This window comes from Pseudomonas sp. yb_5 (genome assembly GCF_043103865.1).
Taxonomy (GTDB): Bacteria; Pseudomonadota; Gammaproteobacteria; order Pseudomonadales; family Pseudomonadaceae; genus Aquipseudomonas; species Aquipseudomonas putida_Y.
Map to the genome: position 1 here is coordinate 65,804 of NZ_JBICKE010000126.1, position 25,988 is coordinate 91,791.

At 62.8% G+C, this 25,988-nt stretch carries 23 protein-coding genes; 10 read left to right on the top strand and 13 right to left on the bottom strand.

Annotation, left to right across the window (positions count from 1 at the left end):
- Positions 1-54 precede the first annotated feature (54 nt).
- On the bottom strand, positions 55-213 hold the full coding sequence (locus ACF8GF_RS23025; protein WP_003177654.1) for a YqaE/Pmp3 family membrane protein: 159 nt from the start codon (positions 211-213) through the stop codon (positions 55-57).
- Positions 214-360: 147 nt separating this feature from the next.
- On the bottom strand, positions 361-1,641 hold the full coding sequence (locus ACF8GF_RS23030; protein WP_176683523.1) for an aspartate aminotransferase family protein: 1,281 nt from the start codon (positions 1,639-1,641) through the stop codon (positions 361-363).
- A gap of 210 nt (positions 1,642-1,851) precedes the next feature.
- Here ACF8GF_RS23030 and ACF8GF_RS23035 point away from each other — a divergent pair, with 210 nt between their 5' ends.
- The gene (locus ACF8GF_RS23035) at positions 1,852-2,775 is read left to right on the top strand and encodes a LysR family transcriptional regulator (protein WP_176683524.1); all 924 of its coding nucleotides are present in this window, start codon (positions 1,852-1,854) and stop codon (positions 2,773-2,775) included.
- 279 nt (positions 2,776-3,054) lie between these two features.
- Here the strand turns inward: ACF8GF_RS23035 and ACF8GF_RS23040 are convergent, their stop codons facing one another.
- From ACF8GF_RS23040 to bioB, 9 genes are all read right to left on the bottom strand, one after another.
- On the bottom strand, positions 3,055-4,833 hold the full coding sequence (locus ACF8GF_RS23040) for an acyl-CoA dehydrogenase C-terminal domain-containing protein (protein WP_392487832.1): 1,779 nt from the start codon (positions 4,831-4,833) through the stop codon (positions 3,055-3,057).
- Positions 4,834-4,957: 124 nt separating this feature from the next.
- Positions 4,958-6,241: a diguanylate cyclase gene (locus ACF8GF_RS23045; RefSeq protein ID WP_021782689.1), complete on the bottom strand. Its 1,284-nt coding sequence runs from the start codon at positions 6,239-6,241 to the stop codon at positions 4,958-4,960.
- 499 nt (positions 6,242-6,740) lie between these two features.
- Positions 6,741-8,546 (bottom strand): acyl-CoA dehydrogenase C-terminal domain-containing protein, encoded by a 1,806-nt coding sequence (locus ACF8GF_RS23050; RefSeq protein WP_209968558.1) that lies wholly within the window; start codon positions 8,544-8,546, stop codon positions 6,741-6,743.
- 288 nt (positions 8,547-8,834) lie between these two features.
- On the bottom strand, positions 8,835-9,131 hold the full coding sequence (locus tag ACF8GF_RS23055; protein ID WP_049587144.1) for a hypothetical protein: 297 nt from the start codon (positions 9,129-9,131) through the stop codon (positions 8,835-8,837).
- Between the two features lie 212 nt (positions 9,132-9,343).
- Positions 9,344-10,024, bottom strand: coding sequence for a dethiobiotin synthase (bioD, locus tag ACF8GF_RS23060; protein ID WP_176683527.1), 681 nt, complete (start codon positions 10,022-10,024; stop codon positions 9,344-9,346).
- Between the two features lie 10 nt (positions 10,025-10,034).
- Positions 10,035-10,853 carry a malonyl-ACP O-methyltransferase BioC gene (gene bioC / locus ACF8GF_RS23065; protein ID WP_209968562.1) on the bottom strand — a complete coding sequence of 273 codons (819 nt, stop codon included), beginning with the start codon at positions 10,851-10,853 and terminating at the stop codon, positions 10,035-10,037.
- On the bottom strand, positions 10,846-11,577 hold the full coding sequence (locus tag ACF8GF_RS23070; protein WP_176683529.1) for an alpha/beta fold hydrolase: 732 nt from the start codon (positions 11,575-11,577) through the stop codon (positions 10,846-10,848). The genes bioC and ACF8GF_RS23070 overlap by 8 nt, the downstream gene beginning before the upstream one ends.
- The gene (gene bioF / locus ACF8GF_RS23075; RefSeq protein WP_392487833.1) at positions 11,570-12,742 is read right to left on the bottom strand and encodes an 8-amino-7-oxononanoate synthase; all 1,173 of its coding nucleotides are present in this window, start codon (positions 12,740-12,742) and stop codon (positions 11,570-11,572) included. Before bioF ends, ACF8GF_RS23070 begins: the two co-directional genes overlap by 8 nt.
- Before the next feature lies 1 nt (position 12,743).
- A complete protein-coding gene (bioB, locus tag ACF8GF_RS23080) occupies positions 12,744-13,802 on the bottom strand; it encodes a biotin synthase BioB (protein ID WP_014589423.1) in 1,059 nt (352 codons plus the stop codon).
- Between the two features lie 89 nt (positions 13,803-13,891).
- Between bioB and ACF8GF_RS23085 the strand changes: the two genes are divergently transcribed.
- The 4 genes from ACF8GF_RS23085 (at position 13,892) to rarD (ending at position 17,522) form a co-directional block, all read left to right on the top strand.
- Positions 13,892-14,623 (top strand): ComF family protein, encoded by a 732-nt coding sequence (locus tag ACF8GF_RS23085; RefSeq protein ID WP_176683531.1) that lies wholly within the window; start codon positions 13,892-13,894, stop codon positions 14,621-14,623.
- A gap of 49 nt (positions 14,624-14,672) precedes the next feature.
- Positions 14,673-15,437 (top strand): TOBE domain-containing protein, encoded by a 765-nt coding sequence (locus ACF8GF_RS23090; RefSeq protein WP_176683532.1) that lies wholly within the window; start codon positions 14,673-14,675, stop codon positions 15,435-15,437.
- 158 nt (positions 15,438-15,595) lie between these two features.
- Positions 15,596-16,570 carry a serine/threonine protein kinase gene (locus ACF8GF_RS23095; protein ID WP_176683533.1) on the top strand — a complete coding sequence of 325 codons (975 nt, stop codon included), beginning with the start codon at positions 15,596-15,598 and terminating at the stop codon, positions 16,568-16,570.
- Between the two features lie 64 nt (positions 16,571-16,634).
- Positions 16,635-17,522 carry an EamA family transporter RarD gene (gene rarD / locus ACF8GF_RS23100; RefSeq protein WP_176683534.1) on the top strand — a complete coding sequence of 296 codons (888 nt, stop codon included), beginning with the start codon at positions 16,635-16,637 and terminating at the stop codon, positions 17,520-17,522.
- A gap of 248 nt (positions 17,523-17,770) precedes the next feature.
- On the opposite strand, the gene ACF8GF_RS23105 is transcribed toward rarD, so the two are convergent.
- Positions 17,771-18,289, bottom strand: coding sequence for a glycine cleavage system protein R (locus tag ACF8GF_RS23105; protein WP_010951709.1), 519 nt, complete (start codon positions 18,287-18,289; stop codon positions 17,771-17,773).
- 449 nt (positions 18,290-18,738) lie between these two features.
- Here ACF8GF_RS23105 and ACF8GF_RS23110 point away from each other — a divergent pair, with 449 nt between their 5' ends.
- Positions 18,739-20,916 (top strand): malate synthase G, encoded by a 2,178-nt coding sequence (locus tag ACF8GF_RS23110; protein ID WP_392487834.1) that lies wholly within the window; start codon positions 18,739-18,741, stop codon positions 20,914-20,916.
- Positions 20,917-20,961: 45 nt separating this feature from the next.
- Here the strand turns inward: ACF8GF_RS23110 and ACF8GF_RS23115 are convergent, their stop codons facing one another.
- Positions 20,962-21,507 (bottom strand): response regulator, encoded by a 546-nt coding sequence (locus ACF8GF_RS23115; RefSeq protein WP_392487835.1) that lies wholly within the window; start codon positions 21,505-21,507, stop codon positions 20,962-20,964.
- A gap of 116 nt (positions 21,508-21,623) precedes the next feature.
- On the opposite strand from ACF8GF_RS23115, the gene ACF8GF_RS23120 reads away from it, so the two are divergent.
- From ACF8GF_RS23120 to ACF8GF_RS23135, 4 genes are all read left to right on the top strand, one after another.
- The gene (locus tag ACF8GF_RS23120) at positions 21,624-23,561 is read left to right on the top strand and encodes a putative nucleotidyltransferase substrate binding domain-containing protein (protein WP_209968586.1); all 1,938 of its coding nucleotides are present in this window, start codon (positions 21,624-21,626) and stop codon (positions 23,559-23,561) included.
- Entirely contained in the window at positions 23,558-24,268 is a 711-nt protein-coding gene (locus tag ACF8GF_RS23125; protein ID WP_176683538.1) for a 3'-5' exonuclease, read from the top strand. The genes ACF8GF_RS23120 and ACF8GF_RS23125 overlap by 4 nt, the downstream gene beginning before the upstream one ends.
- A 147-nt stretch (positions 24,269-24,415) precedes the next feature.
- Positions 24,416-24,934, top strand: coding sequence for an RNA polymerase sigma factor (locus ACF8GF_RS23130; protein WP_176683539.1), 519 nt, complete (start codon positions 24,416-24,418; stop codon positions 24,932-24,934).
- A complete protein-coding gene (locus ACF8GF_RS23135; protein ID WP_392487836.1) occupies positions 24,931-25,887 on the top strand; it encodes a FecR domain-containing protein in 957 nt (318 codons plus the stop codon). The genes ACF8GF_RS23130 and ACF8GF_RS23135 overlap by 4 nt, the downstream gene beginning before the upstream one ends.
- Positions 25,888-25,988 lie beyond the last annotated feature (101 nt).

The window sequence follows — 25,988 nt, forward strand, 5'->3', positions numbered from 1 at the left end:
CCCCGAGCAGGAGCGACCTTGCGCTGCTCCTGCAGGGGCCAATCTCGGCCTGTATCAACGCTTGGCGATGATATACACCGCATGCACGATCCCCGGAATGTATCCCAGCAAGGTCAGCAGAATATTCAGCCAGAACGCCCCGCCAAACCCCACCTGCAGAAACACGCCCAGAGGTGGCAGAAGAATGGCGATGATGATGCGAATAAAGTCCATGCGAGTCTCTCCTGAAGGGTTACATCAAAGACTAGCTGCCAGTCGAAGAGGTTCCACAGGCAAAAAAAAACGCCCCGGGCCGAATGAAACAGGCCAGGGGCGATGCGCAGGAACGCCAGACGGTTCGTTGAATTCTTTGGCAGGCCGCTACGCTGGCACTTCGCGACGGGCCTGCTGCTGGGCATGCAGGCGGGCGAAAGCGCGCGCCAGGCGCAGCAGCATTTCGTCGATGTTGCCTTTGCTCACAGTCAGCGCCGGAGAAAAGCGCACCACATCCGTTTGCGGCGCGTTGAGCAGCAGGCCCTCGTGCAGGGCCGCAGCCACCAGCTCGCGGGCCAGGTTTTCTTTCAGTTGCAGGGCCCATAGCAGCCCGTGACCGCGCACTTCACCCTGACCATAGCGCCCGGTCAGGCGGCTCAGGCCTTCACGCAGGTGACGACCGTTATCCTGAACCTGGGCCAGAAAGCCAGGTTCCAGCACGCTGTCCAGCACCGCCAGGCCGGCGGCGCACATCAGCGCGTTGCCATGGTGGCTGCCGTCCAGCTCACCAGGCTCGGCGCAGCATGCCTTGCCCCTGGCCAGCAAGGCGGCCAGCGGCACGCCGCCCCCCAGGCCCTTGCCCAAGGTAATGATGTCGGCACGCACGCCATAGAGCTCCTCGGCCAACAGCGCACCACAGCGACCAATACCGGTCTGCACCTCATCTAGGATCAGCAGGATGCCCAGTTCGCGGCAGAGCGTTTCCACGCCTTTGAGGTATTCCTGAGTAGCGGGAATAACGCCCGCCTCACCCTGTATCGGCTCGAGCATGATCGCCACGGTGCGTGAGTCCACCTCGGCGTGCAGCGCCGCCAAGTCGTTGAACGGCACCTTGCTGAAACCTGGCAGGCCAGGTTCGCAGCGATTGCATGGCAGCGGATCGGACGCGGACAGCGCGCCCAGGCTACGGCCATGGCAGGCTTGGCTGGCAGTAATGATGTGATAGGCGCCATTGCGGTGCAGCTGGCCCCACTTACGCGCCAGCTTGATCGCCCCTTCACAGGCCTCGGCACCGCTGTTGAGCAGGTAGGCCTGGTCACTGCCGGTACTCTGACACAGCCGGTTGACCAGCCCCAGCAGGCCACGGTTGTGGAAGCCCGAGCCCGGGTTGATCAAGGCCTGAGCCTGATTGCCCAATGCTTTGACCAACACGCTGGGGCTGTGGCCCAAGCTGTTGACCGCACCGCCCTGGGTGAAGTCCAGGTAGGCATGCCCCTCGTTGTCCCACAACCAGGAGCCCTGGCCACGCACGAATACCTGCGCTGCACGTTCGGCGCCGGGCATCAGGCGCTCAGGTGACAGCTCAGATGCTTGCGGCACGATCACCGGCGCACGCTTGGGCTCGGCGGCGGCGGCAGAAGCCGAGCGGCGCAGGTTGAACAGGTTCATCAGGGCTCCAACCAATCACGGTAAAGGGCAGCCACGGTGCGGTCTTGATGCCGACACTCGATATTTTGCCTTGCCTATCAAAAGTGTTTTTCATCCGGGGTAACAATCGACCGAATCATCGCTGTAACCCTTTGGAATACGGCGATAGACTAGGCTTCAACAGGGTTTTCGACCATTTCGTTTTTCCAGCATTTCCGATAAGTGTTTCTTATGGATTTCCGTCAACTGCGTTATTTCGTCGCGGTGTACGAAGAAGGCCACGTCGGCCGTGCCGCCGAACGCCTGTCGCTGTCACAGCCGGCGCTTTCCCAGCAAATCCGCCAGTTGGAGCACAGCCTCGATCTCAGCCTGTTCGAGCGCAGCAACAAACGCTTGCTGCCGACCCTGGCCGCCCACACGTTATACAACCATGCCCTGCCGTTGCTCGACGGCCTGCAGCGTGCCCACGAGGCCATGCGCAACTTCAAGGGCCAGTCGCTGCGCACCTTGGCTATCGGTGTATTGCAGACCGTGCGGCCAAGCCTGGTACCGCAGCTGCTTGAACGCCTGCGCAAGGCTCAACCTCACCTGGTCGTGCAGATTTACGAGTTGTCGGGGCTGGAGATCGAACGCCGCCTGCTCAACGGCAGTCTGGACATCGGCATCAGCTACCTGCCGCCGCGCCAGCCAGGGCTGCATGGCCTGCTGTTGTACGAAGATGAGCTGCAACTGGTCATACCCGATACCCACCCGCTGAAGGACTTCAAGAAGGTGTCCATCCGCCAGGCCGCCGAGTTGCCCATGCTGATGCTGGGCGAGGAGTTCCAGATCCGCCAGATCTGGCAGGCGCAGTTGGCCAGCCAGGGCCGACGGCCGCAGGTGCAGGCAGAGATGAACAATATGGCAGGGATTCTCGATAGCCTCGCGCACACGGCGCTGGCCACTATTCTTCCAGGGCGCGCCAAGGAGGCCGCCGAAGATGACCAAGGGCTGCTGTGGAAGCCGTTGAGCGAGCCGCGCGTGCCGTTGAAGGTTGGCCTGGTATTTCGCGATGCCCAACGCCAGCAGGCCTCTGTAGAGCTGCTGCGCACGTTGCTGGAGGAAGAGACGGACGCCCGCCTGTTGGGGGCATCACCGCGGGATGTGCTGGCCTGAAAAACACGCACGCAAAGAAAACCCCGCCGAAGCGGGGTTTTCCAGACTGTTTCCCTGTGACATCCGTATCGCCCCGCCATCCTGGCAGGTGGTCCTTCGTCGTCGTCCTTGATCTGTCCTTTGCGCTTCCTGCGCAACGTCCATGTGGTAAAGATTAACCGTGGATCCAATCTTAGAACAGTGGTGAAAAGTCACCACGTCGTGTAGGAAAAAGCTTACACAGGAGATTCATTCACAGATATGTCATGGCTGGGGCCGCTTCGCGGCCCCAAAAAACGATCAGAACTGCTCGGCATCCAGCAGGTAAAGCGACTCACTTCCCGCCTTCACCGAAGCCACCAGCGAATCCACCCGTGGCAGCAACCGCGCAAAGTAGAACCGCGCCGTACCCAGCTTGCCCGAATAGAACGCCGCATCTCCCTCACCCGCCTGCGCCGCCCGCGCCATCAGTGCCCACATATAGCCATAGGCAACATAGCCGAAGGCATGCAGGTACTCGACCGAAGCCGCACCAATTTCATTCGGGTTGCCCTTGGCCTGCTGCAATACCCACTCGGTCAGCCCATCGAGCTGATCGAGCGAAGCACCCAGTGGCGTGGTGAATTCGTCCAGTTCGCTGCCTGCACGGGTAATGAACTGGCGGATCTCATCAGAGAACAGCTTGTAGTATGCCCCGCCGCTGGCCACCACTTTACGCCCCATCAGATCGAGGGCCTGGATGCCATTGGTACCCTCGTAGATCTGGGTAATGCGCACATCGCGCACCAACTGCTCCTGCCCCCATTCACGAATGTAGCCATGCCCGCCAAATACTTGCTGGCCGTGCACTGCGCACTCCAGGCCCAGGTCGGTGAGGAAGGCCTTGGCCACCGGCGTCAGCAGTGCCACCAACTCTTCGCTGCGTTTGCGCACGCTGGCGTCTTCGCTGTACTTGGCACTGTCCAGTTGCATGGCCACGTAAGTGGAGAAGGCGCGGCCACCCTCGATCAGCGCCTTCATGGTCAACAGCATGCGACGCACGTCCGGGTGGACGATGATCGGGTCGGCAGCCTTGTCCTTGGCTTGCGGGCCAGTCGGGGCACGGCTTTGCAGGCGATCGCGGGCGTACTCCACGGCGTTCTGGTAGGAGCGCTCGGCCGACGCCAGGCCTTGAATGCCGACGCCCAGGCGCTCGTAGTTCATCATGGTGAACATGGCCGCCAGGCCTTTGTTCGGCTCACCGACGATGTAGCCGACAGCTTCGTCGAAGTTCATCACACAGGTAGCCGAAGCCTGGATGCCCATTTTGTGCTCGATCGAGCCGCAATTGGCCGGGTTCCGCGCACCGAGGCTACCGTCTTCATTGACCAGGAACTTCGGCACCAGGAACAGCGAAATCCCTTTCGGCCCCGCCGGTGCATCCGGCAACTTGGCCAAAACCAGATGGATGATGTTCTCGGTCAGGTCGTGTTCACCGCCGGTGATGAAGATCTTGGTGCCGCTGACCTTGTAGCTGCCGTCAGCCTGGGGCTCGGCCTTGGTACGGATGATGCCCAAGTCGGTGCCGGCATGTGGCTCGGTCAGGCACATGGAACCGGCCCAAACGCCGGCATACATGTTCGGAAGGTATTTTGCCTTCAAGGCCTCGCTGGCGTGGGCGTTGATCGACAGGCAGGCGCCGGCGGTCAGCATCGGGTACAGGCCGAAGGCCAGGCTGGACGCGTTGACCATTTCCTCGACCTGGGCCGAGATGGCCTTGGGCATACCCATACCGCCGAACATCGGGTCACCGCCCACGCCCACCCAGCCGCCTTCGGCGTAGGTGTTGTAGGCCTCGATGAAACCGGCTGGGGTGCGCACCACACCGTTGTCCCAGTGGCAGCCCTCTTCGTCGGCGGCGCGGCTGAGCGGCGCAATGGTCTTGGCGGTGACCTTGCCGGCTTCTTCCAGCACGGCCATGGCCGTGTCGGCATCGACAACCTCGGCCAGACCGGGCAACTGCGTCCACTGCTCGGCCACGTTGAAGACTTCATTCAGTACGAAGCGCATGTCGCGCAGGGGCGCTTTATAGTCAGCCATGACAACCTCTCGCTAGTCGGGTCGGGGCGGTCTCGGGGAACCGCGACACTGGGGTTACTGGCAGTGTAACCGAACAACTTTTGCGAGACATAGGGTCATCAATCGACTGTATAGTCTAACTCGGTCACGCCGTACGCACTGCCCCACGCGGTGATTGTCGCCCATGCACCATGACACAATTGCGCCCCGCACCTTTGGCGCTGTAAAGCGCCTGGTCGGCGGATTTCAGTACCGCCTCGGGGTTGCGATGATCCGCCTGGCGCTCGGCCACACCAATGCTGATGGTGACCGAAACCGTGCCGCCGCCGCTGCCAGCGCGGCGCTGGCGGCCGGCGGTATCGTCCTGCGGGCGGTTGTGCTGGTCGCGCAGGTGCATCACGTAATTAGCGATTACTTCACGCACAGCCTCCACATGCGGCACGCATTCCTCGGCGGTCTTGCCGGCGAACACCAGGGCGAACTCTTCCCCACCATAACGGTAGGCGCGGCCACCGCCGGTGACCTTGGACAAGCGGCTGGCGACCAACCGCAGCACCTGATCACCGACATCGTGGCCGTGGGTGTCGTTGAATTTCTTGAAGTGGTCGACATCGGTCATGGCGATGACATAGTTACGCCCCAGGCGCTGCATGCGCTCGTTCAGCGCACGGCGCCCCGGCAGGCCAGTCAGCTCGTCACGGAAAGCCATCTGATAAGCCTCGTGCGCCACTGCTGCGGCGATCATCAGCATTACCTGGCTGCACATGATGTTCAGGGTAAACGGCAGGATGAAGGTTTGCGGCAGCATCCAGAAAATGCCCAGCAGGCCGATCAACTGCGCGGCGTGCAGCGGCCGGGGTGCACGCAGGTACTGCACCACCAGCAGAATGAACACACCAAGGAACAGTGGGTAGACCATCTGGATCAGGCTCATCCAGTGACCATGCAAAGCCGGCCAGCGGATCTCCGCCAACCAGGTCAGCAACGCCTCGGGGTAGCTTTGCTGGAGGGCCACCGCCACACTGCCCACGGCAAACAGCACGGCACCGCGGGCGACCAGGTCCTGCAGCAGGTGCGTACGCTCCTGCCAGGCGCCATACAGCCCGAACAGCGCCGGCAGCAGCAGGCAGACCAGGTGGAAGATCACCGCTGCGTCCTCACGCACGCGGCCATGGTCACGGTAGAAGTCGGTCTGGGTATCGAGCAGGAAGTAGGCGATGTACACCGTCAGCATCAGAAACAGCTCACGCTGGCGGCGGTAAACCGCGCAGTAGGCGCCGCCCAGCAGTAGAACCAAGGTAGGCAGGACATTGAACAGCGATGTGAAAAAGACGCTGAGGTCTCTCACATAGGCTGCGGCGAGCCCTGCCAGCAACAAGAACAGCGACGGCAGGAAGTGGCTAGCGCGAACAGCGTTAAGACGAAACAAGGGTAATCTCCAACCCGGCAGATCAATAATGGCATTGTGCCCTCACTTCATCGGCAGTGCACTGGAACAGTTGAATTTGCGGTTGGATGAACGAACTTCCCATGCACCGTGTTGCATCCTTCGCGGGTAAACCCGCTCCTACGAGGGCCTGCGCCCAATCACCGACCTGTGTCCACCACCGATCCGGCGTAGGAGCGGGTTTACCCGCGAATACGGTGGTGGCGGCAACGGTGAACGGCGGGTGGAGATTGGCCAGCAGGGCCGGCCTCTTCGCGGGTGAACCCGCTCCTACACGACGGCCTGTGGCCAACCCCTGATGTGTGGCCACCACCGATCAGTGTGGTAGGAGCGGGTTTACCCGCGAATGCGGTAGCGGCGGCAATGGTGAACGGCGGGTGGAGATTGGCCAGCAGACCCGGCCCTTTCGCGGCTGAACCTGAAGACGTAAAAAACCCGCCTGCCGGTCAGGGCAGGCGGGTTTTTGGGTACAGCGCCAGTATCAGTACGACAGACCGAAGTGCTCTTCGTCCATCGCCATCAGGTTGTTGGCGCCCGACAGCATGGTCGCCACATGGGTACGGGTACGTGGCAGGATGCGCTGGAAGTAGAAGCGGGCAGTCTGCAGCTTGGCGGTGTAGAACGCCTCCTCGCTGGTGCCGGCTGCCAGTTTCTCGGCGGCCAGGCGGGCGATGTCGGCCCAGAAGTAGGCCAGGCAGGCATAGCCGGAGTACATCAGGTAATCGACCGAAGCCGCACCCACTTCTTCACGGTCCTTCATGGCAGCCATGCCCACTTTCATGGTCAGCTCGCCCCACTCCTTGTTGATGGCCGCCAGTGGTTCGATGAACTCCTTGACCGCTTCGTTACCTTCTTGCGCCTGGCAGAACTTGTGCACGATCTTGGTGAAGCCCTTCAGTGCTTCGCCCTGAGTCATCAGCACTTTACGACCGAGCAGGTCGAGGGCCTGAATACCGGTAGTGCCTTCGTACAGCATGGAGATACGGCTGTCGCGCACGTTCTGCTCCATGCCCCATTCGGCGATGAAGCCATGGCCGCCGTAGATCTGCACGCCGTGGTTGGCGGCTTCGAAACCGACTTCGGTCATGAATGCCTTGGCGATCGGGGTCAGGAACGCCAGCAGGGCGTCAGCCTTCTTGCGCTCTTCTTCGTCCTGGCTGTACTTGACGATGTCCACCTGCTTGGCGGTGAAGTAAACCATCGCGCGGTTGCCTTCGGCGAAGGCCTTCATGGTCAGCAGCATGCGACGCACGTCCGGGTGGACGATGATCGGGTCAGCGGCCTTGTCCGGTGCTTTCGGGCCGGTCAGGGAACGCATCTGCAAACGCTCGCGGGCGTACTTCAGGCCACCCTGGAACGCCACCTCGGCGTGGGCCAGGCCTTGCAGCGCAGTCCCCAGGCGAGCAGTGTTCATGAAGGTGAACATGCAGTTCAGGCCTTTGTTGGCAGGGCCAATCAGGTAGCCGGTGGCAGCATCGAAGTTCATCACGCAGGTAGCGTTACCGTGGATGCCCATCTTGTGTTCGATCGAGCCACAGCTCACGCCGTTGCGTTCACCCACGCCACCCTCGGCATTGGGCAGGAACTTCGGCACGATAAACAGCGAAATACCCTTGGTACCGGCCGGTGCGTCCGGCAGGCGGGCCAGAACGATATGGACGATGTTGCCGGCCATGTCGTGCTCGCCGGCCGAAATGAAGATTTTGGTGCCCGACACCTTGTAGCTGCCGTCGGCCTGTGGCTCGGCCTTGGTGCGCAGCATGCCCAGGTCGGTACCGCAGTGCGGTTCGGTCAGGCACATGGTGCCGGTCCACTCGCCGGACACCAGCTTGGTCAGGTAGGTGTGCTGCTGCTCGGCAGTGCCATGCGCAGAAATAGTGTTCATCGCGCCATGCGACAAGCCTGGGTACATACCCCACGACCAGTTCGAACCACCGACCATTTCGCTCAGGGCCAGGCCCAGCGACTCTGGCAGGCCTTGACCGCCGTGCTCGACGTCATGCGCCAGGCTAGGCCAGCCGCCTTCGACGAACTGCTCGTAGGCTTCTTTGAAGCCGGTTGGGGTTTTCACCCCCGACTCGCTCCAGGTGCAGCCTTCCTGGTCACCCACACGGTTCAGCGGCGACAGCACCTGCTCACAGAACTTCGCGCCTTCTTCAAGGATCGCGTCGACCATGTCGGGCGTGGCGTCCTGGCAGCCCGGCAGGCTCTGATAGTGCGCTTCATAGCCAAGCAGCTCGTCGCGAACGAAGCGGATATCACGCAAGGGGGCTTTGTAGTCAGGCATGGCGATGAACCTTTAGGTGAGTTCTGTGGGGTGACCCGCGCTTGGCGGAAGCCGATCAAACAGTTGTTTGAAACTTACGTTTAGCTTAGCTTTCTGTCAAGGATGGACTATGGTGCCATTTACGCCACGGAAAATGGCAAATCAGTCATACCATGGCACAAACCCTTGTAGGAGCGGGCTTGCCCGCGAAGAGGCCCGACCAGACAAAATTGTTGTCTGATCGGACGCATTCGCGGGCAAGCCCGCTCCTACATGGGCAGGCGCTGAAATAGGGGATGACGCAAGTGTTCAGGCGTAGGTGTCGATGATCCGGCCAAGCATTTCGTCGGATGCCTTGACGACCTTTGCGCCAAGCTCGACTTCGGTCTTGCCCACCGCCTGTTGCACGACACTGGTGGCCATGTCCATCTGCTGGCTGCGGTCGACCGCGCGCAAGCGTTCGGCCTGAAAATCGCTGGACTGGCTAGTGGCGGTGCGTTCGGCAGTGGTGTTGGCGATCTGGCTGGCAGCCTGATCGACGCGGTTCTGCCCGGTCTGGATTGCGCTCAGGCCCGCGTAGTAAGCGGAGCTACCGGTGATTTCCATGTCAGGACTCCATTGACGCTGGATGACGAACAGCCCCAATTAAAACAGGCTGGGGACAAAAAGGCCCGTTTAAATCCCTAATGGCTCAATGCCAGTTGATAGGCCTTGGGTATTCCTGCACTGGCCTAGTCGCGGGTAACCCCGCGCCTACAACGGTATGCGTTCCCTCGTAGGAGCGGGTTTACCCGCGAAGAGGCCGGGCCTGCAACACACTAATCCAGCAGATCCAGTTGCAGATGCTCAGCCACCATGTCGGCACTGGCCTGCTTGAGCTTGGGAACCCGCCCCAGGCAAGGCGCCGGCAGGCGCTCTGCAAGGCTGGCCAGGTTCTCTTCCAGGCGCGAGGTGCGCGGCTCGATGATGTTTGCCACCCAACCCGCCAACTGCAGCCCATCGCGCTCGATCGCCTCGGCGCTAAGCAAGGCATGGCTGATGCAACCCAACCGCACGCCTACCACCAGAATCACCGGCAACTGCAAGGCAACGGCAAGGTCGGACAGGTTATCCAGACCCGACAGCGGTACGCGCCAGCCACCGGCTCCCTCTATCAGGGTGAAGTCGGCATTTTGTTGCAGCACATTGCGCATCGCCGCGAGCAGGTCTGGCACTGCCAGCGTCACCCCTGCCTCGCGCGCCGCGACATGCGGGGCAATAGCAGGCTCGAAGGCAAACGGATTGACCTGCTCATAGGGCAGCTTGACCGTGCTTTCGTCGATCAGCGCCAGGGCATCGCTATTGCGCAAGCCTTTCGGCGTCATCGTGCAGCCTGAGGCAACCGGCTTGGCACCCAGCGTGCTCATGCCCTGCAAACGCGCCGCATGCAACAGGCCGGCGGCGATGGTGGTCTTGCCAACATCGGTGTCGGTACCCGCAATGAAAAAGGCCTGGCTCATCGTGCTCCCCTTACGCCTGTGGCTTGCGCAACACACCATAGACCACTTGATAGGTGGCTGGCAGCCCCGCGGGCTGGCGAAATGCCTCATAGGCCTGCAACAGGCCCTGCATTCGCGCCCTGCCGGTGAGACCGGAAGGTCGCCCAGGGTTCAGATTGTGCGCCCCCAACGCCTTCAGTTCGTGGGTCAGGCTGCGCACATCCGGGTAGTGCAGCACATGCGGGCACCGCTCCAGCTCAAGCTGTTCAAAACCGCTGGCTGCACACAGGCGCTGGTAGTCTTCGAAACGGCGGAAGCGGTTTACATGCACCAGGCCATCCACCGCCTGCCAGCTGGCGCGCAGTTCGTCGAGGGTGCCCACGCACAGGCTGCTGAAGGCCAGTACACCGCCTGGGCGCAGCACCCGCTGCGCCTCGGCCAGCACACTGGCGAACTGATCGCACCACTGCACCGCCAGACTGGAAAACACCAGATCGACGCTGCCATCGCGCAGCGGCAAACGCTCGGCGTCGCCAACCACGTGATACTGCGCCCCACCCTTTACATGACGGGCGTGAAGCAACATGCCTTCGGCAATATCCACCGCCAGGCCACAGGCCTGGGTGAAACGCTCAGCCAGCATACGGCTGAAATGGCCGGTGCCACTGCCCAGGTCCAGCCAGTGTGACGGCTGCAGGCCTACCGGCAACTGCTCCATCAGGCTCAGACCAACAGCGCGCTGAAGGGCCGCCACGCTGTCATAGCTGGCTGCGGCGCGGGAGAACGAGGCCGCCACCTGGCGCTTGTCGGGCAATGCGCCGGGCAGGGTCGGACGGGAAAGGTCAGTCATCGCCACTCTCATGCAGGAAACTCTTGATGCCCGTCGCCAGTTCCTGCGGGTACTCCAGCAGGAACGCGTGGGAACTGTCTTCGACCAGGCCCACTTCCACATCGGGCAACAGCTCGCTCAACGCCTTTGCCGCCTCTGCCGGCACTAGCGCATCGCTGCCGGCAAACAGGTGCAGCTGCGGGCCTCCATAAGCTTGCAAGGCTTCGCGGGTGTCCAGTTTGGCCAGCACTTCAAGGCCAGTGGCCAGGTACAACGGGTCGGTATCCGGCACGCCGACACCCAGTTGGCGCAACAGGGTACGCGGCTGCAGGGCGCCGTCGCTGCACAAGGTACGGAAGCGCTTGAGGGTGACCTGGGTATGGCTGCGGCAGCCGTCGAGAAAGGTGCCGAAGGTGTCTTCGGCCATGCCGTGGGGCCAGTCTGGCCGGGCCAGGAAGCTGGGGTTGCTGGCCAAGGTCAGCAGCCCGCAGCAGTGGTCGCCACGCTTGTGCGCCAGCGCGCTGGCCAACATGCCACCCAGTGACCAGCCACCCAGCCAGACATTGTTGGGCAGCTTGCGGTCCAGATGGTCGATCCAGGCCTGCACATCGCTGTGGGCCAGTTCTGGCAGGGGCATCAGCTCTACCTGCAGGCGGGCGTCCTGGGCCCGCAGGCTAGCGGCCAGCGGCTCCAGCGCAGCAGTTCCCAAGCCCCAGCCAGGCAACAGAACAAGTCGATTACGCATCGGCGTTCTCCAACTGTGGATAACACTCGGCCAATGCATTCAACAATAGCTGCACCTGCGCCTCGCTGTGCGCGGCACTCAGGGTCACCCGCAGGCGTGCACTGCCAGCCGGCACGGTGGGTGGGCGGATGGCCGTCACCAGCAAGCCGCGCTCACGCAGCAGGTGTGACAGGCGCAACGCCTGCCCACTGTCGCCGATCACGATGGGCTGGATTGGCGTCGGGCTGTCCATCAACTGCAGCCCCATCTGCTGCGCGCCTTCCCGGAACTGGCGAATCAAGGCTGCCAGATGCTCCCGCCGCCAGGTTTCACGGCGCAGCAGCTCCAGGCTCTTGAGTGTGGCGCAGGCCAGCGCCGGTGGCTGGCTGGTGGTGTAGATGTAGGGGCGGGCAAATTGCACCAGCGCCTCGATCAGCGCTTCGCTGCCAGCAACAAAGGCGCCGGCAGTGCCGCAAGCCTTGCCCAGCGTGCCGATCAGCACCGGTACGTCATCCACGCCCAGGCCAAAGTGCTCGACGATACCGCCGCCCTGTGCGCCCAAGGTACCCAGGCCATGGGCGTCATCAACCATCAACCATGCGCCGCGGGCACGCGCGACATCGGCCAGCGCCGGCAGGTCGGCCAGGTCACCGTCCATGCTGAATACGCCATCGGTCACCACCAAGGTATTGCCGACTGCCTTGTCCAGGCGGCTGGCCAGGCTGGCCGGGTCGTTGTGCAGGTATCGGTTGAAGCGGGCACCACTGAGCAGCCCGCCATCCAGCAACGAAGCATGGTTCAGGCGGTCTTGCAGCACCGTGTCGCCCTGCCCCACCAGCGCGGTGATGGCGCCCAGATTGGCCATATAGCCGGTAGAGAACAACAGGGCGCGCGGGCGGCCGGTGAGTTCAGCCAGTGCCTCTTCAACCTGATGGTGTGGGGTGCTGTGGCCAACCACCAGGTGCGAGGCACCACCCCCCACCCCCCAGCGCTCGGCGCCGGCCTGCCAGGCGGCGATCACCTCGGGGTGGTTGGCAAGGCCCAGGTAGTCATTGCTGCAGAAGGCCAGCAACCGTTGGCCGTCGACCACCACTTCCGGCCCCTGCGGGCTTTCCAGCAATGGCCGCTGCCGATACAGGTCTGCGGCGCGCCGTTCGGCCAGGCGCGCAGCCAGATCGAAAGCCATGTCAGGCTGTCGCGGCGTCGTAGAACATCTCGCTGCTGCGCTGCTCGACCAGCGCTTGCTCGATGGCTGCCTGGTGCACTTCGTCGGCGTGTTCTTCACGCGCTTCGGGCTTGATACCCAAGCGTGCGAACAGCTGCATGTCCTTGTCGGCCTGGGGGTTGGCGGTGGTCAGCAGTTTTTCGCCGTAGAAGATCGAGTTGGCGCCCGCCATGAAGGCCAAGGCCTGCATCTGCTCGTTCATCTGCTCGCGGCCGGCGGACAGGCGCACGTGAGACTTGGGCATGAGGATACGGGCCACGGCCAGCATACGGATAAAGTCGAACGGGTCGACGTCCTCTTCCTCAGCCAGCGGCGTGCCGGCCACCTTGACCAGCATGTTGATCGGCACCGACTCCGGGTGCTCCGGCAGGTTGGCCAGCTGGATCAGCAGGCCGGCACGGTCGTCCAGCGACTCACCCATGCCCAGAATGCCACCAGAGCAGATTTTCATCCCGGCATCGCGCACGTAGGCCAGGGTCTGCAGACGCTCGCTGTAGGTACGCGTAGTGATGATGCTGCCGTAGAACTCCGGCGAGGTGTCGAGGTTGTGGTTGTAGTAGTCCAGGCCAGCCTGGGCCAGGGCCTTGGTCTGCTCCTGGTCGAGTTTGCCGAGGGTCATGCAGGTTTCCAGGCCCATGGCCTTGACGCCTTTGACCATCTCCAGCACGTAGGGCATGTCTTTGGCCGACGGGTGCTTCCACGCCGCCCCCATGCAGAAACGGGTAGAACCGATGGCTTTGGCGCGGGCAGCTTCTTCCAGCACCTTCTGCACTTCCATCAGCTTCTGTTTTTCCAGCCCGGTGTTGTAGTGGCCGGACTGCGGACAATATTTGCAATCTTCCGGGCAGGCACCGGTCTTGATCGACAGCAAGGTCGAAACCTGCACGCGGTTGGGGTCGAAATGCGCGCGGTGCACGGTCTGCGCCTGGAACAGCAAGTCATTGAACGGTTGCTGGAACAGCGCCTTGACCTCGGCCAGGGACCAGTCGTGACGTGTTGTTGCAGTTGTGCTGGCGCTCATCGGCGTTTCCTTGTTTAGGCTGTAGCTGGCGCCGGGACAGGAAAGCCCGCCAGCGCATCACGGATAGCTCGCATAGTCATGGAAGGCCTATGAACTGTCAACTGTACTGGAAACGACTGGTTTACAAGTGCTCACTTATTAATCAGCAGTGTTTGTTATGCGATGAGCCTGCCGAGCAGCACTACCCGCTGTGCATCACCTGCGAACAGGCGCTGCCCTGGCTGGGTGATCAATGCCGGCATTGCGCCCTGCCCTTGCCCATGGCCGGCCTGACCTGCGCCGTGTGCGGCCGCGGCTTGCCGGCCTTCGATCAGGTCATTGCCCTGTGGCAGTTCGGCTTTCCGGTGGATACGTTGATCAGCCGCTTCAAGCACAATCGCCAATGGCCTTTGGGGCGCCTGATGGCTGAGCTACTCGGGCAAGGGCTGCTGTATCGCTATGCCGAAGGGCTGCCCCGCCCTGACCTGCTGTTGCCTGTGCCTTTGGCCAGGCGTCGACTGCGCGAGCGGGGGTTCAACCAGGCGGGGATGCTTGGGCGGTGGTTGTCGTCGCACGTCGGGGTAACATGCAACGAGCGATTGCTGGTCCGCACCCGCGAAACACCGGCACAGCAGCATCTGGGCGCCAAGGCACGACGGCGCAATTTGCGCCAGGCGTTCGCGGTAACGGGGGAGCTGGAAGGCAAGCATGTCGCCATCGTCGATGATGTGTTGACCACCGGTGCCACTGCGCAGGCTATTGCCATGGCACTGCGCAAGGCCGGTGCACGGCGGGTGGATGTGTATTGCCTGGCACGTACGCCCAAACCGGGGTATGTATGACCAGGCGCGACCTGCCCATTTGTAAAGCACCCTTGTATACGGAATACCCATGTCCCTACCCCCCCTTCTCACCCAGCACATCGCCCGCCGCCCACAGCGCATCGCGCTGCTGCAGCACATTGCCGAACAAGGCTCGATCACCCGCGCAGCCAAGGCAGCGGGTATCAGCTACAAGGCGGCCTGGGATGCCATCGACGAGCTCAACAATCTGGCCAGCCAACCTTTGGTCAAGCGCAGCACCGGTGGCCGTGGCGGCGGCGGTGCGCACTTGTCGCCGGAAGGCGAGCGGGTGCTGCGCCTGTACCAACGGCTGCAGGCCCTGCAGGCACAAATCCTTGAAGCCGCCGAAGAATCCAGCGACCTCGACCTGCTCGGGCGCCTGATGCTGCGCACCAGTGCGCGCAACCAGTTGCAGGGCCAGGTCAGCGCCCTGCGCCCAGAAGGCCGGTATGACCGCGTCAGCCTGGCATTGAGTGGCGGGCTGGAGATCGATGCGCTGATCACCCACGACAGCACGGCGCGCCTGGAGCTGACAGTGGGAACAACGGTGGTGGCGCTGCTCAAGGCCGGGTGGGTGCGCTTGTTGGCGGAGGGGGAAGAGGCCGAAGCGGGGAGCAATTGCCTTTGCACGAAGGTGGAGGAAGTGCTGGCAGAGGTCGATGGGCCCAGTGAAGTCAGGCTGGCGTTAGGCAACGGGCAGACCCTGTGTGCAATGGCTGACGCGCACTGGTTGGCTGCCCAGCAGGTCGTGGATGGCAGTGTGGTGCGGGTGCAGTTTCACCCGTCTTATGTGTTGATCGGGGTTCCCGCTTAGTCTGGCCGCGCGGTGCGCGGTTCGCGGGCTTGCCCGCTCCCACAGGGACCGCACCACCCGATGCATCTGGGCCGAAATGTGCGGGCACGCCCGCGAAGGGGCCGGCACCGGTATAAAGCGGTACCATGGCCCCACGCCGCTTACCCTCCGGAGCCACCATGTCCCACCCCTTCGACACCCTCACCCCCGACCTGGTCCTGGACGCAGTGGAAAGCCTGGGCTTTCTCAGCGATGCGCGGGTGCTGGCGCTGAACAGCTACGAGAACCGCGTGTACCAGGTGGGCATCGAAGACGCGCAGCCGTTGATTGCCAAGTTCTACCGCCCAGGCCGCTGGAGCGATGCGGCCATCCTCGAAGAACACGCCTTCACAGCCGAACTCGCCGACTGCGAGGTCCCGGTGGTTGCGCCCATGCAGCACGATGACCGCACCTTGTTCGAACACAAGGGCTTCCGCTTCACGCTGTTCCCACGTCGCGGCGGCCACGCCCCCGAACCTGGCAACCTCGACCAGTTGTATCGCCTGGGCCAGTTACTTGGCCGCCTGCATGCCGTGGGCGCCAGCAAGCCGTTCAAGCACCGTGAGGCACTGGCTGTGGACAACTTTGGCCACGCCTCGCTGAACACCTTGCTGGAGGGTAATTTTGTCCCGCGTGAACTGCTGCCGGCGTTCGAGTCCGTGGCCCGCGATCTGCTCAAGCGGGTGGAGGACATCTACGCTCGCACACCACACCAGCTCATCCGCCTGCACGGCGACCTGCACCCGGGCAACCTGATGCACCGTGACGAGGTGTACCACGTGGTCGACCTCGACGATTGCCGCATGGGCCCAGCGGTGCAAGACCTGTGGATGATGCTGGCCGGCAACCGCGAGGAGCGCCTGGGGCAACTGGCCGAGCTGATCGACGGCTATAACGAGTTCCACGACTTCGACCCGCGCGAGCTGGCCCTGATCGAGCCCCTGCGCGCCCTGCGCCAGCTGCACTATAGCGCCTGGCTGGCAAGGCGCTGGGACGACCCGGCGTTCCCGCCCAGCTTCCCTTGGTTCGGCCAGCCACGCTACTGGGGCGACCAGATTCTCGCCTTGCGCGAACAGATGGCTGCGCTGGATGAAACACCGCTGAAATTGTTCTAGAAGCACGCCCACCTCTGTCTACAATAGGCGTCGCTTTATTTAGCAACCTAAGCAAGGATTCTGCATGCACGCCGCAAACCCGCGTCGCGGGTACATACTGGGCTTGAGCGCCTACATCATCTGGGGCCTTTTCCCCCTCTACTTCAAGGCAATCCAGAGCGTCCCGGCGGTGGAGATCATTGTCCACCGGGTGCTCTGGTCAGCACTGTTCGGCTCGCTGCTGCTCCTGGTGTGGAAACACCCCGGCTGGTGGCGTGAACTGCGCAACAACCCGCGCCGGCTGGGCATCCTGGCACTGAGCGGGGCACTGATCGCCGGTAACTGGCTGACCTACGTGTGGTCGGTGAACAACGGCCGTATGCTCGAGGCCAGCCTGGGCTATTACATAAACCCGCTGATCAACGTCCTGCTGGGCATGCTGATTCTTGGCGAGCGCCTGCGCCGCCTGCAATGGCTGGCGGTGGGTATGGCCGCCGTAGGTGTCGCGCAGCAGGTGTGGCAAGTGGGCAGCCTGCCGTGGGTATCACTGGTGCTGGCGTTGAGCTTCGGCTTCTATGGGCTGATCCGTAAGCAGGCGCCGGTAGCAGCACTGCCAGGCCTGGTGGTGGAAACCTGGATGCTGGTACCGCTGGCCCTTGGCTGGCTACTGCTGCACCCGTCAGCGATGAGTGCCCAGGGCGCGTTGTATACCAGCAGCGAGGCGCTGTGGCTGATGGCCGCGGGGCCGGTAACGCTGGTGCCGCTGGTATGCTTCAACGCCGCCGCACGGCACCTGCCGTACACCACGCTAGGCTTCCTGCAGTACCTGGCACCGACCTTGGTGCTGTTGCAGGCCGTACTGCTGTTCGATGAGCATTTGTCGTCGAGCACCTTGGTGGCCTTCATGTTCATCTGGGCAGGTTTGGCGATTTACAGCGTGGATGCATGGCTGAGCTTGCGCAAACGCAACTGATCGAAAAACGATCAAAACTCTGCAGGCCATGTAGCTATTGGCCTGCAGAGACATCTCCATAGGTTATCCACACCCTCGTCCCCGTGCTTTGTGCACAAGCTGCTGATAATTGGGTGTTTTTTGAGCAAAGCTCTGCAAGGCACGTGATACCTGGGCTGGAGAGGTACACCCCCAGGTTATCCACAGGGCCTTCCCCGTGATATCGGGATAACGCGACTGGGCCGCAAAGCGGCCCCGGCAATCGCTGATCAATCCTCTGCCCGCAGCTTCAACTCCACCATCAAGTCATCCGCCAGGCTCTCCAGCCGCTGCTGCAGTTCTTCCAGCGGCAAGGTCAACGGCAGCGCCAGCAATGCGTCGGCGTGGAACAACGGCTCACTGCTCATCGGCGCCGGCCGCACTTCTGTGGAAAACCGCTCGACGTTTACCTGCAACTCGGCCAACAAGCGGGTAATGTCCCGTACGATCCCCGGCCGGTCGTTACCCACCAGTTCCATGGCGATCGGCTTCCAGGTGCACGACGGCTCGATCCCGCTCTCGGCAATCAGCACGCGAATGTCATACCTGGCCAGCCCCTGCAGCGAGGCCACAAGCTCGGCGTAATTCTCTGCCGGCACCGCCACCCGCAGAATGCCAGCAAACTGCCCGGCCATCCGCGACATGCGGCTTTCCAGCCAGTTACCACTGTGGTCGGCGATGCACTGGGCAATTCGTTCGACCTGGCCGGCCTTGTCAGGGGCAATTACAGTCAGTACAAGATGATCCACAAGCCCTTCCTCGTGTCGGACCGCGCCGGGCGGCAGAAAATCAGGTGATCGAGTCAGTATAGGCAAGGCGCGGCAACCTGCCGCAGGGCAATCCGCACAGATAATCGTGTACTGTTTCAAGATTTATCTGGAACAATCCACCTGTTTTTTGCGAACATACCCACTCCCAGCGTGACCATACGCGACCAACGGGTCGCATAACGGCGCTTTTAGTCTGATTTTGCCCCGCCTACTGCTTCATGTAGTATCCCGTGGCGCGGACTACAAAACGTCGTTTGGATGTCTGCCAAGGCGCCTGTGAAAATACGCACACTGCCTGCCAGCCTGTCTGGCAGGCCGCACCCAGCCGCCCCCGAGCAAACCCGTGGGCATGCACTGGTGCCGTGTTTAGAGAAGCGCTACAGGCTTAATACAGAAGAGCGAAATAGCTGAGCAGAGTGAGGCAAGCAATGACTGGATACGTTCAAGTCGGTGGCCTTCAGGTCGCCAAGGTCCTGTACGACTTCGTGAACAACGAAGCCATCCCCGGGACCGGCATCGTCGCCGAGCAGTTCTGGGCGGGTGCAGAGAAGATCATCAATGACCTCGCTCCAAAGAACAAAGCCCTGCTCGCCAAGCGCGACGAGCTGCAAGCCAAGATCGACGCCTGGCACCAGGCACGCAAAGGCCAGGCCCACGACGCCGCAGCCTACAAAGCATTCCTCCAGGAAATCGGCTACCTGCTGCCACAAGCCGACGATTTCCAGGCCACCACCCAGAACGTGGACGAAGAAATCGCCCACATGGCCGGCCCGCAACTGGTCGTGCCGGTGATGAACGCCCGCTTCGCCCTGAACGCCGCCAACGCTCGCTGGGGTTCGCTGTACGACGCCCTGTACGGCACCGATGCCATCAGCGATGAAGGCGGCGCTGAAAAAGGCCAGGGTTACAACAAGGTGCGCGGCGACAAGGTCATCGCCTTCGCCCGCGCCTTCCTCGACGAAGCCGCGCCACTGGCAGCCGGCTCGCACGTTGACTCCACGGGCTACCGTATCGAAGGCGGCAAGCTGGTTGTTGCCCTGAAAGGCGGCAGCAACACTGGCCTGCGCGACGATGCGCAACTGATCGGCTTCCACGGCGACGCCGCCGCTCCCACTGCCGTGCTGCTCAAGCACAACGGCCTGCACTTCGAAATCCAGGTCGATGCCAGCACCCCCGTCGGCAGCACCGACGCCGCTGGCGTCAAAGACATCCTGATGGAGTCGGCACTGACCACCATCATGGACTGCGAAGACTCGGTTGCAGCCGTAGACGCTGACGACAAGGTCATCGTCTACCGCAACTGGCTCGGCCTGATGAAAGGCGACCTGGCCGAATGCGTGAGCAAGGGCGGCAAAACCTTCACCCGCACCATGAACCCGGACCGCGAGTACGCTACGCCTGACGGCGGCAGCGTGACCCTGCACGGTCGTTCGTTGCTGTTCGTGCGCAACGTTGGCCACCTGATGACCAACCCGGCGATCCTCGATGCCCAAGGCAACGAAATCCCCGAAGGTATCCAGGACGGGCTGTTCACCAACCTGATCGCCCTGCACAACCTCAACGGCAACACCAGCCGCAAGAATACCCGCAGCGGCAGCGTGTACATCGTCAAGCCGAAGATGCACGGTCCTGAGGAAGTGGCCTTCGCCGCCGAGATCTTCAGCCAGGTCGAAGACCTGCTGGGCATGCCGCGCAACACCGTCAAGGTCGGCATCATGGACGAGGAACGCCGTACCACGGTCAACCTCAAGTCCTGCATCAAGGCAGCCGCCGAACGCGTGGCGTTCATCAACACCGGTTTCCTTGACCGCACTGGCGATGAAATCCACACCTCGATGGAAGCCGGCGCCGTGGTGCGCAAAGGTGCCATGAAGAACGAGAAGTGGATCGGCGCCTACGAAAACAACAACGTCGACGTTGGCCTGGCCACCGGCCTGCAAGGCCGGGCGCAGATCGGCAAAGGCATGTGGGCCATGCCAGACCTGATGGCCGCCATGCTCGAACAGAAGATCGCCCACCCGCTGGCCGGTGCCAACACCGCCTGGGTACCGTCGCCGACTGCCGCCACCCTGCACGCCCTGCACTACCACAAGGTGGACGTACAGGCGCGCCAGCGTGAACTGGCTTCACGTACCCCGGCGTCGGTGGACGACATTCTGGCCATTCCGCTGGCTGCGGACACCAACTGGTCGGCCGAAGAGGTCCGCAACGAGCTGGACAACAACGCCCAGGGCATCCTCGGCTACGTGGTGCGCTGGATCGACCAGGGCGTGGGTTGCTCGAAGGTACCGGACATCAACAACGTCGGCCTGATGGAAGACCGTGCCACCCTGCGCATCTCCGCCCAGTTGCTGGCCAACTGGCTGCGCCACGGCGTGGTCAGCCAGGAGCAGGTGCTGGAAAGCCTCAAGCGCATGGCCGTGGTGGTCGATCAGCAGAACGCTGGCGACGCCCTGTACCGTCCGATGTCGCCGAACTTCGACGACAACGTGGCATTCCAGGCGGCTGTGGAGCTGGTGGTGGAAGGCGGCAAGCAACCGAACGGTTATACCGAGCCGGTACTGCACCGCCGTCGCCGCGAGTTCAAGGCGCGTAACGGGTTGTAAGTTACATCTTCGCCAGGGGGGCCGTTTTGCGGCCCCCACTGCGCATCAAGCCATTTTCAATTCTCTCTTCACCAGCTCCAACAGCTTGCCCAAATCCACCGGCTTGAGCAGGAAATCCACCACGCCCAGGTGCATCACATCCACTGCTTCTTCCACATCGGTGTCGCCCGACACCACAATGATCGACAACGCCGCCCGCTCCGACGCGCGAATTGTCCTGATCAAGTCCAGCCCACTTTCAGGCTGCATGCGCAAATCGGTAATCATCAACCCGATACGCTTCTGGTAGTGCAGGTACAACCTGGCTTCCTCGGCCCCATCCGCCCCAACCGCATCGATGCCCCGGCTTTTCAGGTACAGGATCAGCGCCTCCCGGTTAACGGCGTTGTCATCCACCACAAGCACCAACGGCCTGGCTGCCACAGGCGCACTCTGGTTTATCACGGCCAAGGCCTCGCGCTCGGCGTCGCTCAGGATGTCGGTGTGCTCGGGCATGCTTGTCTCGTCAAAATAATTCCGCTTCAGCATTAGGACCGCAGTACTTGCGTAACCCGTTTCTCCTTTCGTCGGGTCTCTGACAGGGGCGCTCATAGACTTACGTCCAATGGGCACCACCTCGCCGCAAGCCGACCATGGAGGCAGAGAACAACATGGCCGGTACCTATATATAGATATATATAGTTCGGCATAGCGATACGGTCAGTTTCATGAGTAAAAAGGACGCCTACAGCCAGGCGGGCAAGACGGCAGTACTGCAAAACATCCAGGGCACATTGCAGTTCCTGCAGCGCTTTCCGCCGTTCAACCAGATGGAGCACAGCCACCTGGCCTTCTTGGTCGAGCAGTGCCAGCTGCGCTTCTACGCCTGCGGTGAAAGCATCGTCAAACCTGCCGACGGGCCGGTCGAACACTTCTACATCGTCAAGCAGGGACGCGTGGTTGGTGAGCGCCAGCACCTGGCCAAACCGGGTGTCGAAACCACGTTCGAGATCACCAGCGGCGAATGCTTCCCGCTGGCAGCCCTGCTGGGTGAGCGGGCAACCCGCACCGAGCACCTCGCCGGAGAAGACACCTTCTGCCTGCAACTGAACAAGGCCGCATTCATCCGCGTGTTCTCGATGTCTGAAGTGTTTCGGGATTTTGCCCTGCGCGGTGTCAGCAGCCTGCTTGATCAGGTCAATCAGCAGGTACGCCAGCGCGCTGTGGAAACCCTCGGCACCCAATACTCGCTGAACACCCCCCTGGGGGAACTGGCCATGCGCCATCCGGTGGTGTGCAGCGCCGATACGCCCCTGCGCGAAGCCGTGCGGCTGATGCACGAGCAACAGGTGGGCAGCATCGTGGTGGTCGACCCGCAGCGCTACCCCATCGGTATCTTCACCTTGCGCGATCTGCGCCAGGTGGTGGCGACAATAGATACTGACCTGGGCGCCGCCATCGACCAGCACATGACAGCCAAACCGTTCTACCTCCCACCCCAGGCCAGCGCCTTCGATGCCGCCATGGCCATGACCGAGCGGCATATTGCCCATGTATGCCTGGTGGAAAACCGGCGCCTGTGTGGGGTGGTTTCCGAGCGCGACCTGTTTTCCTTGCAACGGGTCGATCTGGTTCACCTGGCGCGCACCATACGCCATGCGCCACGCCTGGATACGCTGGTTTCACTGCGCGGAGAAATCAGCCAGCTTGTGGAACGCATGCTGGCCCATGGCGCATCGTCGACGCAGATCACCCAGATCATTACCTTGCTCAACGACCATACCGTGTGCCGGGTCATCGAACTGGCCTTGGCCGAACGTGGCGACCCGGGCGTGCCGTTCAGCTGGCTGTGCTTTGGCAGCGAGGGGCGACGCGAGCAGACCCTGCACACCGACCAGGACAACGGCATCCTCTTCGAAGCGGTCGACAGCGCCGAGGCCGACGCCATCCGCGCTCGCCTGCTGCCGCTGGCGCAATACATCAACCAGTGCCTGGCCCAGTGCGGTTTCACCCTGTGCATGGGTAACGTCATGGCCGGCAACCCCGAACTGTGCCTGTCGCGCAGCGAGTGGGCGCGACGCTTTGCCGGGTTTGTTCGCGAAGCCAGCCCGGAGAACCTGCTGGGTTCGAGCATCTACTTCGACCTGCGTGTGGTGTGGGGCGACGAGCAAGGCTGCGAGCAACTGCGCCAGGGCCTGCTGGCACAGGTAGCCGACAACCGTATCTTCCAGCGCATGATGGCTGACAACGCCCTGCGCCAACGCCCGCCGGTGGGCCGGTTGCGCGAGTTCGTGCTGACCCGCCAGGGCAACGACAAGGCGGCGACCCTCGACCTCAAGGTCCAAGGCCTGACGCCCTTCGTCGACGGTGCCCGTTTGCTGGCCCTGGCCAATGGCATAGCTGCCTGCAATACCCTGGAGCGCCTGCGCCAACTGGTGGCCAAGGGCGTGATTGAGCCTTTGGACGGCGCCGCCTATGAAGAGGCCTACCACTTCATCCAGCAAACCCGCATGCAGCAGCACCAGCGCCAGATACGCGACAACCTGCCTTACTCCAACCGGCTCGACCCGGACAGCCTCAACCACCTGGACCGGCGCATCCTGCGCGAGTCGCTGCGCCAGGCCCAGCGCCTGCAAAGCAGCCTGGCCTTGCGGTACCAGTTGTGAGCCTGTTCGCCTGGCTGCGCCCCAGCGCGCCCGAGCTGGACCACACCACACGCCAGCGCCTGGCCCGGTTGCCCAAGCCCGTGCCGCTAGGGGTATGCACCCTGCGCGAGCAGCGCTGGGTGGTGCTGGACCTGGAAACCAGCGGGCTCAACCCCAACCGGGACCAGGTACTGTCGATCGGGGCAGTGGCGATCGAAGACGGTGCCATAGACTTTGCCCAGCAGTTCGAACGCACGCTGCACCGGCCTTTGCAGAAGACCAACGCCAGCGTACTGATCCACGGCCTGGGCCCCAGCGCCCTGGCTGCCGGTTGCGACCCGGCCGAGGCCCTGCTGGATTTGCTCGATTTCATTGGTGACAGCCCGGTGCTGGCGTTTCACGCGTCATTCGACCAGCGCATGCTGGCCCGTGCGCTAAAGGAGAGCCTTGGGCATCGCTTGCAGTCACGGTTCCTCGACGTTGCCGAACTGGCACCGATGCTCAACCCTGACACGGTGCTTCGCGAGGCCGGGCTGGATGACTGGGTGGCGCGGTTTGGCTTGCAGGTAGAAGAGCGCCATCATGCCAGTGCTGATGCCCTGGTGACCGCAGAGCTGGCGTTGATCCTGTTCAGCCAGGCCCGGCGCCAGCAGCTGGACAGCCCGCTGCAGTTGGAGCAGCGGTTGCGCGGGTGGCGACGGCGCAAGATGCAGAGTCATGGTTTGTAGGGATAGGCACTGGAAATTCCAAGGCATACCCTTCAGCCTTTTCCATGATGGCAATCCGATAAGCGTCCATTGCACCCACCCCCTCCCCTCTGCAACAATCGCGAATAATTATCGTTAGTTAATGCATTCGTTCCGGGGGGACGCTGCTTGTCTTCTGCACAAAGCCCACACGCCGATCTGGTCGGTGCACTGTACCGCGACCACCGCGGCTGGCTGCTCGCCTGGCTGCAACGCAGCATGGCCTGCCGCCAACGTGCTGAAGACCTGAGCCAGGACACCTTCGTGCGCCTGCTCGGTCGTGAGCAACTGGACATACCCCGCGAACCCCGCGCGTTTCTGGCCGCCGTGGCCAAGGGGCTGATGTTCGACCACTTCCGCCGCGCCGCACTGGAACAGGCCTACCTGGCCGAGCTGGCACTGATCCCTGAAGCCGAACAGCCCTCGCCAGAAATGCAGCACCTGATCCTTGAAGACCTCAAAGCCATCGACCGCCTGCTCGGCAAGCTGTCGAGCAAGGCTCGCACTGCGTTTCTGCACAGCCGTCTGGACGGCATGGGCCATGCCGAGATTGCCGAGCGCCTTGGCGTTTCGGTATCACGGGCGCGCCAGTACATCGCCCAAGGCATGCGCCAGTGCTACGTAGCCCTGTACGGGGAGCCGACGTGAGCAACGTCCCTGTTTCGTCCCGGGTTCTGGAAGCCGCGATTGCCTGGAAACTCAGCCTCGGTGACAGCAGCGGCACGCCTGATGAACGCAATGAATTCATGCGCTGGCATGCTGCCAGCGAAGAACACGCACGTGCCTGGCGCCAGCTCGGCGCCATGGACCAGCGCGTTAGCGCGGCGGCTGGCCCGGCACGCCAGGCGTTGCTGCAATCGCGCGTCAGCCTGCGACGACGCATTGGCAAGGTTGGCGGCGGGCTGGCCGGCACGTTTCTGCTCGGCGCGCTGCTGGCATGGGTCGGTGCGCCGTCGCTGGCACCCAGCTACTGGCTGGCCGACCAGCGCACCGCCACGGGTGAATTGCGTACCTTGCGCCTGGAAGACGGCACACTGCTGAGCCTGAACACCCACACCGCCGTGGACATCGACTATGCCGGCGCACAACGGGTGATCGTGCTGCATCAGGGCGAGATCTCGGTCGAAACCGGCCACCAGGACCCACGCCCGCTGCTGGTCCGCACTGAAGACGGTCGCTTGCGGCCACTGGGCACGCGCTTCCTGGTGCGCCGCGAAGCCGGCGGTACGCGCCTGGAAGTGCTGCAAGCCTCGGTCGCCGCCATGCCACATGACAGCGGCGACGAACAGGTGCTGCGCGAAGGCCAGCAAGTGTTGATGAACGCCAACGGCCTCGGCCAGGTTGGCACGGTGCCCGCCGGTGCCGATGCCTGGACCCGCGGCATGCTGGTGGTCGACAACGTACGCCTGGGCGACCTGCTCGCCACATTGGGCCAGTATCGCAGCGGCTACCTCGGGGTGGATGCCAAGGTCGCCGACCTGCGCGTGACCGGCAGCTTCCCGCTGACCAACACCGACCTGGCGCTGGCCTCGCTGGTGCCGGCGTTGCCGGTGAATATCGAGCGGCATACGCAGTGGTGGGTGAAGGTCACTTCCAAATAGGCCGGGTCTGCTGGCCAATCTCCACCTGCCGTTCACCGTTGCCGCCGCCATCGTATTCGCGGGTAAACCCGCTCCTACCACGGTGGTGGGCACACATCGGG

Coding starts and splice junctions, on each gene's coding strand:
- ACF8GF_RS23025 (WP_003177654.1), bottom strand. CDS start 213: ATGGACTTTATTCGCATCATCATCGCCATTCTTCTGCCACCTCTGGGC.
- ACF8GF_RS23030 (WP_176683523.1), bottom strand. CDS start 1,641: ATGAACCTGTTCAACCTGCGCCGCTCGGCTTCTGCCGCCGCCGCCGAG.
- ACF8GF_RS23035 (WP_176683524.1), top strand. CDS start 1,852: ATGGATTTCCGTCAACTGCGTTATTTCGTCGCGGTGTACGAAGAAGGC.
- ACF8GF_RS23040 (WP_392487832.1), bottom strand. CDS start 4,833: ATGGCTGACTATAAAGCGCCCCTGCGCGACATGCGCTTCGTACTGAAT.
- ACF8GF_RS23050 (WP_209968558.1), bottom strand. CDS start 8,546: ATGCCTGACTACAAAGCCCCCTTGCGTGATATCCGCTTCGTTCGCGAC.
- ACF8GF_RS23055 (WP_049587144.1), bottom strand. CDS start 9,131: ATGGAAATCACCGGTAGCTCCGCTTACTACGCGGGCCTGAGCGCAATC.
- bioD (WP_176683527.1), bottom strand. CDS start 10,024: ATGAGCCAGGCCTTTTTCATTGCGGGTACCGACACCGATGTTGGCAAG.
- bioC (WP_209968562.1), bottom strand. CDS start 10,853: ATGACTGACCTTTCCCGTCCGACCCTGCCCGGCGCATTGCCCGACAAG.
- ACF8GF_RS23070 (WP_176683529.1), bottom strand. CDS start 11,577: ATGCGTAATCGACTTGTTCTGTTGCCTGGCTGGGGCTTGGGAACTGCT.
- bioF (WP_392487833.1), bottom strand. CDS start 12,742: ATGGCTTTCGATCTGGCTGCGCGCCTGGCCGAACGGCGCGCCGCAGAC.
- bioB (WP_014589423.1), bottom strand. CDS start 13,802: ATGAGCGCCAGCACAACTGCAACAACACGTCACGACTGGTCCCTGGCC.
- ACF8GF_RS23085 (WP_176683531.1), top strand. CDS start 13,892: ATGAACTGTCAACTGTACTGGAAACGACTGGTTTACAAGTGCTCACTT.
- ACF8GF_RS23090 (WP_176683532.1), top strand. CDS start 14,673: ATGTCCCTACCCCCCCTTCTCACCCAGCACATCGCCCGCCGCCCACAG.
- ACF8GF_RS23095 (WP_176683533.1), top strand. CDS start 15,596: ATGTCCCACCCCTTCGACACCCTCACCCCCGACCTGGTCCTGGACGCA.
- rarD (WP_176683534.1), top strand. CDS start 16,635: ATGCACGCCGCAAACCCGCGTCGCGGGTACATACTGGGCTTGAGCGCC.
- ACF8GF_RS23110 (WP_392487834.1), top strand. CDS start 18,739: ATGACTGGATACGTTCAAGTCGGTGGCCTTCAGGTCGCCAAGGTCCTG.
- ACF8GF_RS23115 (WP_392487835.1), bottom strand. CDS start 21,507: ATGAGCGCCCCTGTCAGAGACCCGACGAAAGGAGAAACGGGTTACGCA.
- ACF8GF_RS23120 (WP_209968586.1), top strand. CDS start 21,624: ATGAGTAAAAAGGACGCCTACAGCCAGGCGGGCAAGACGGCAGTACTG.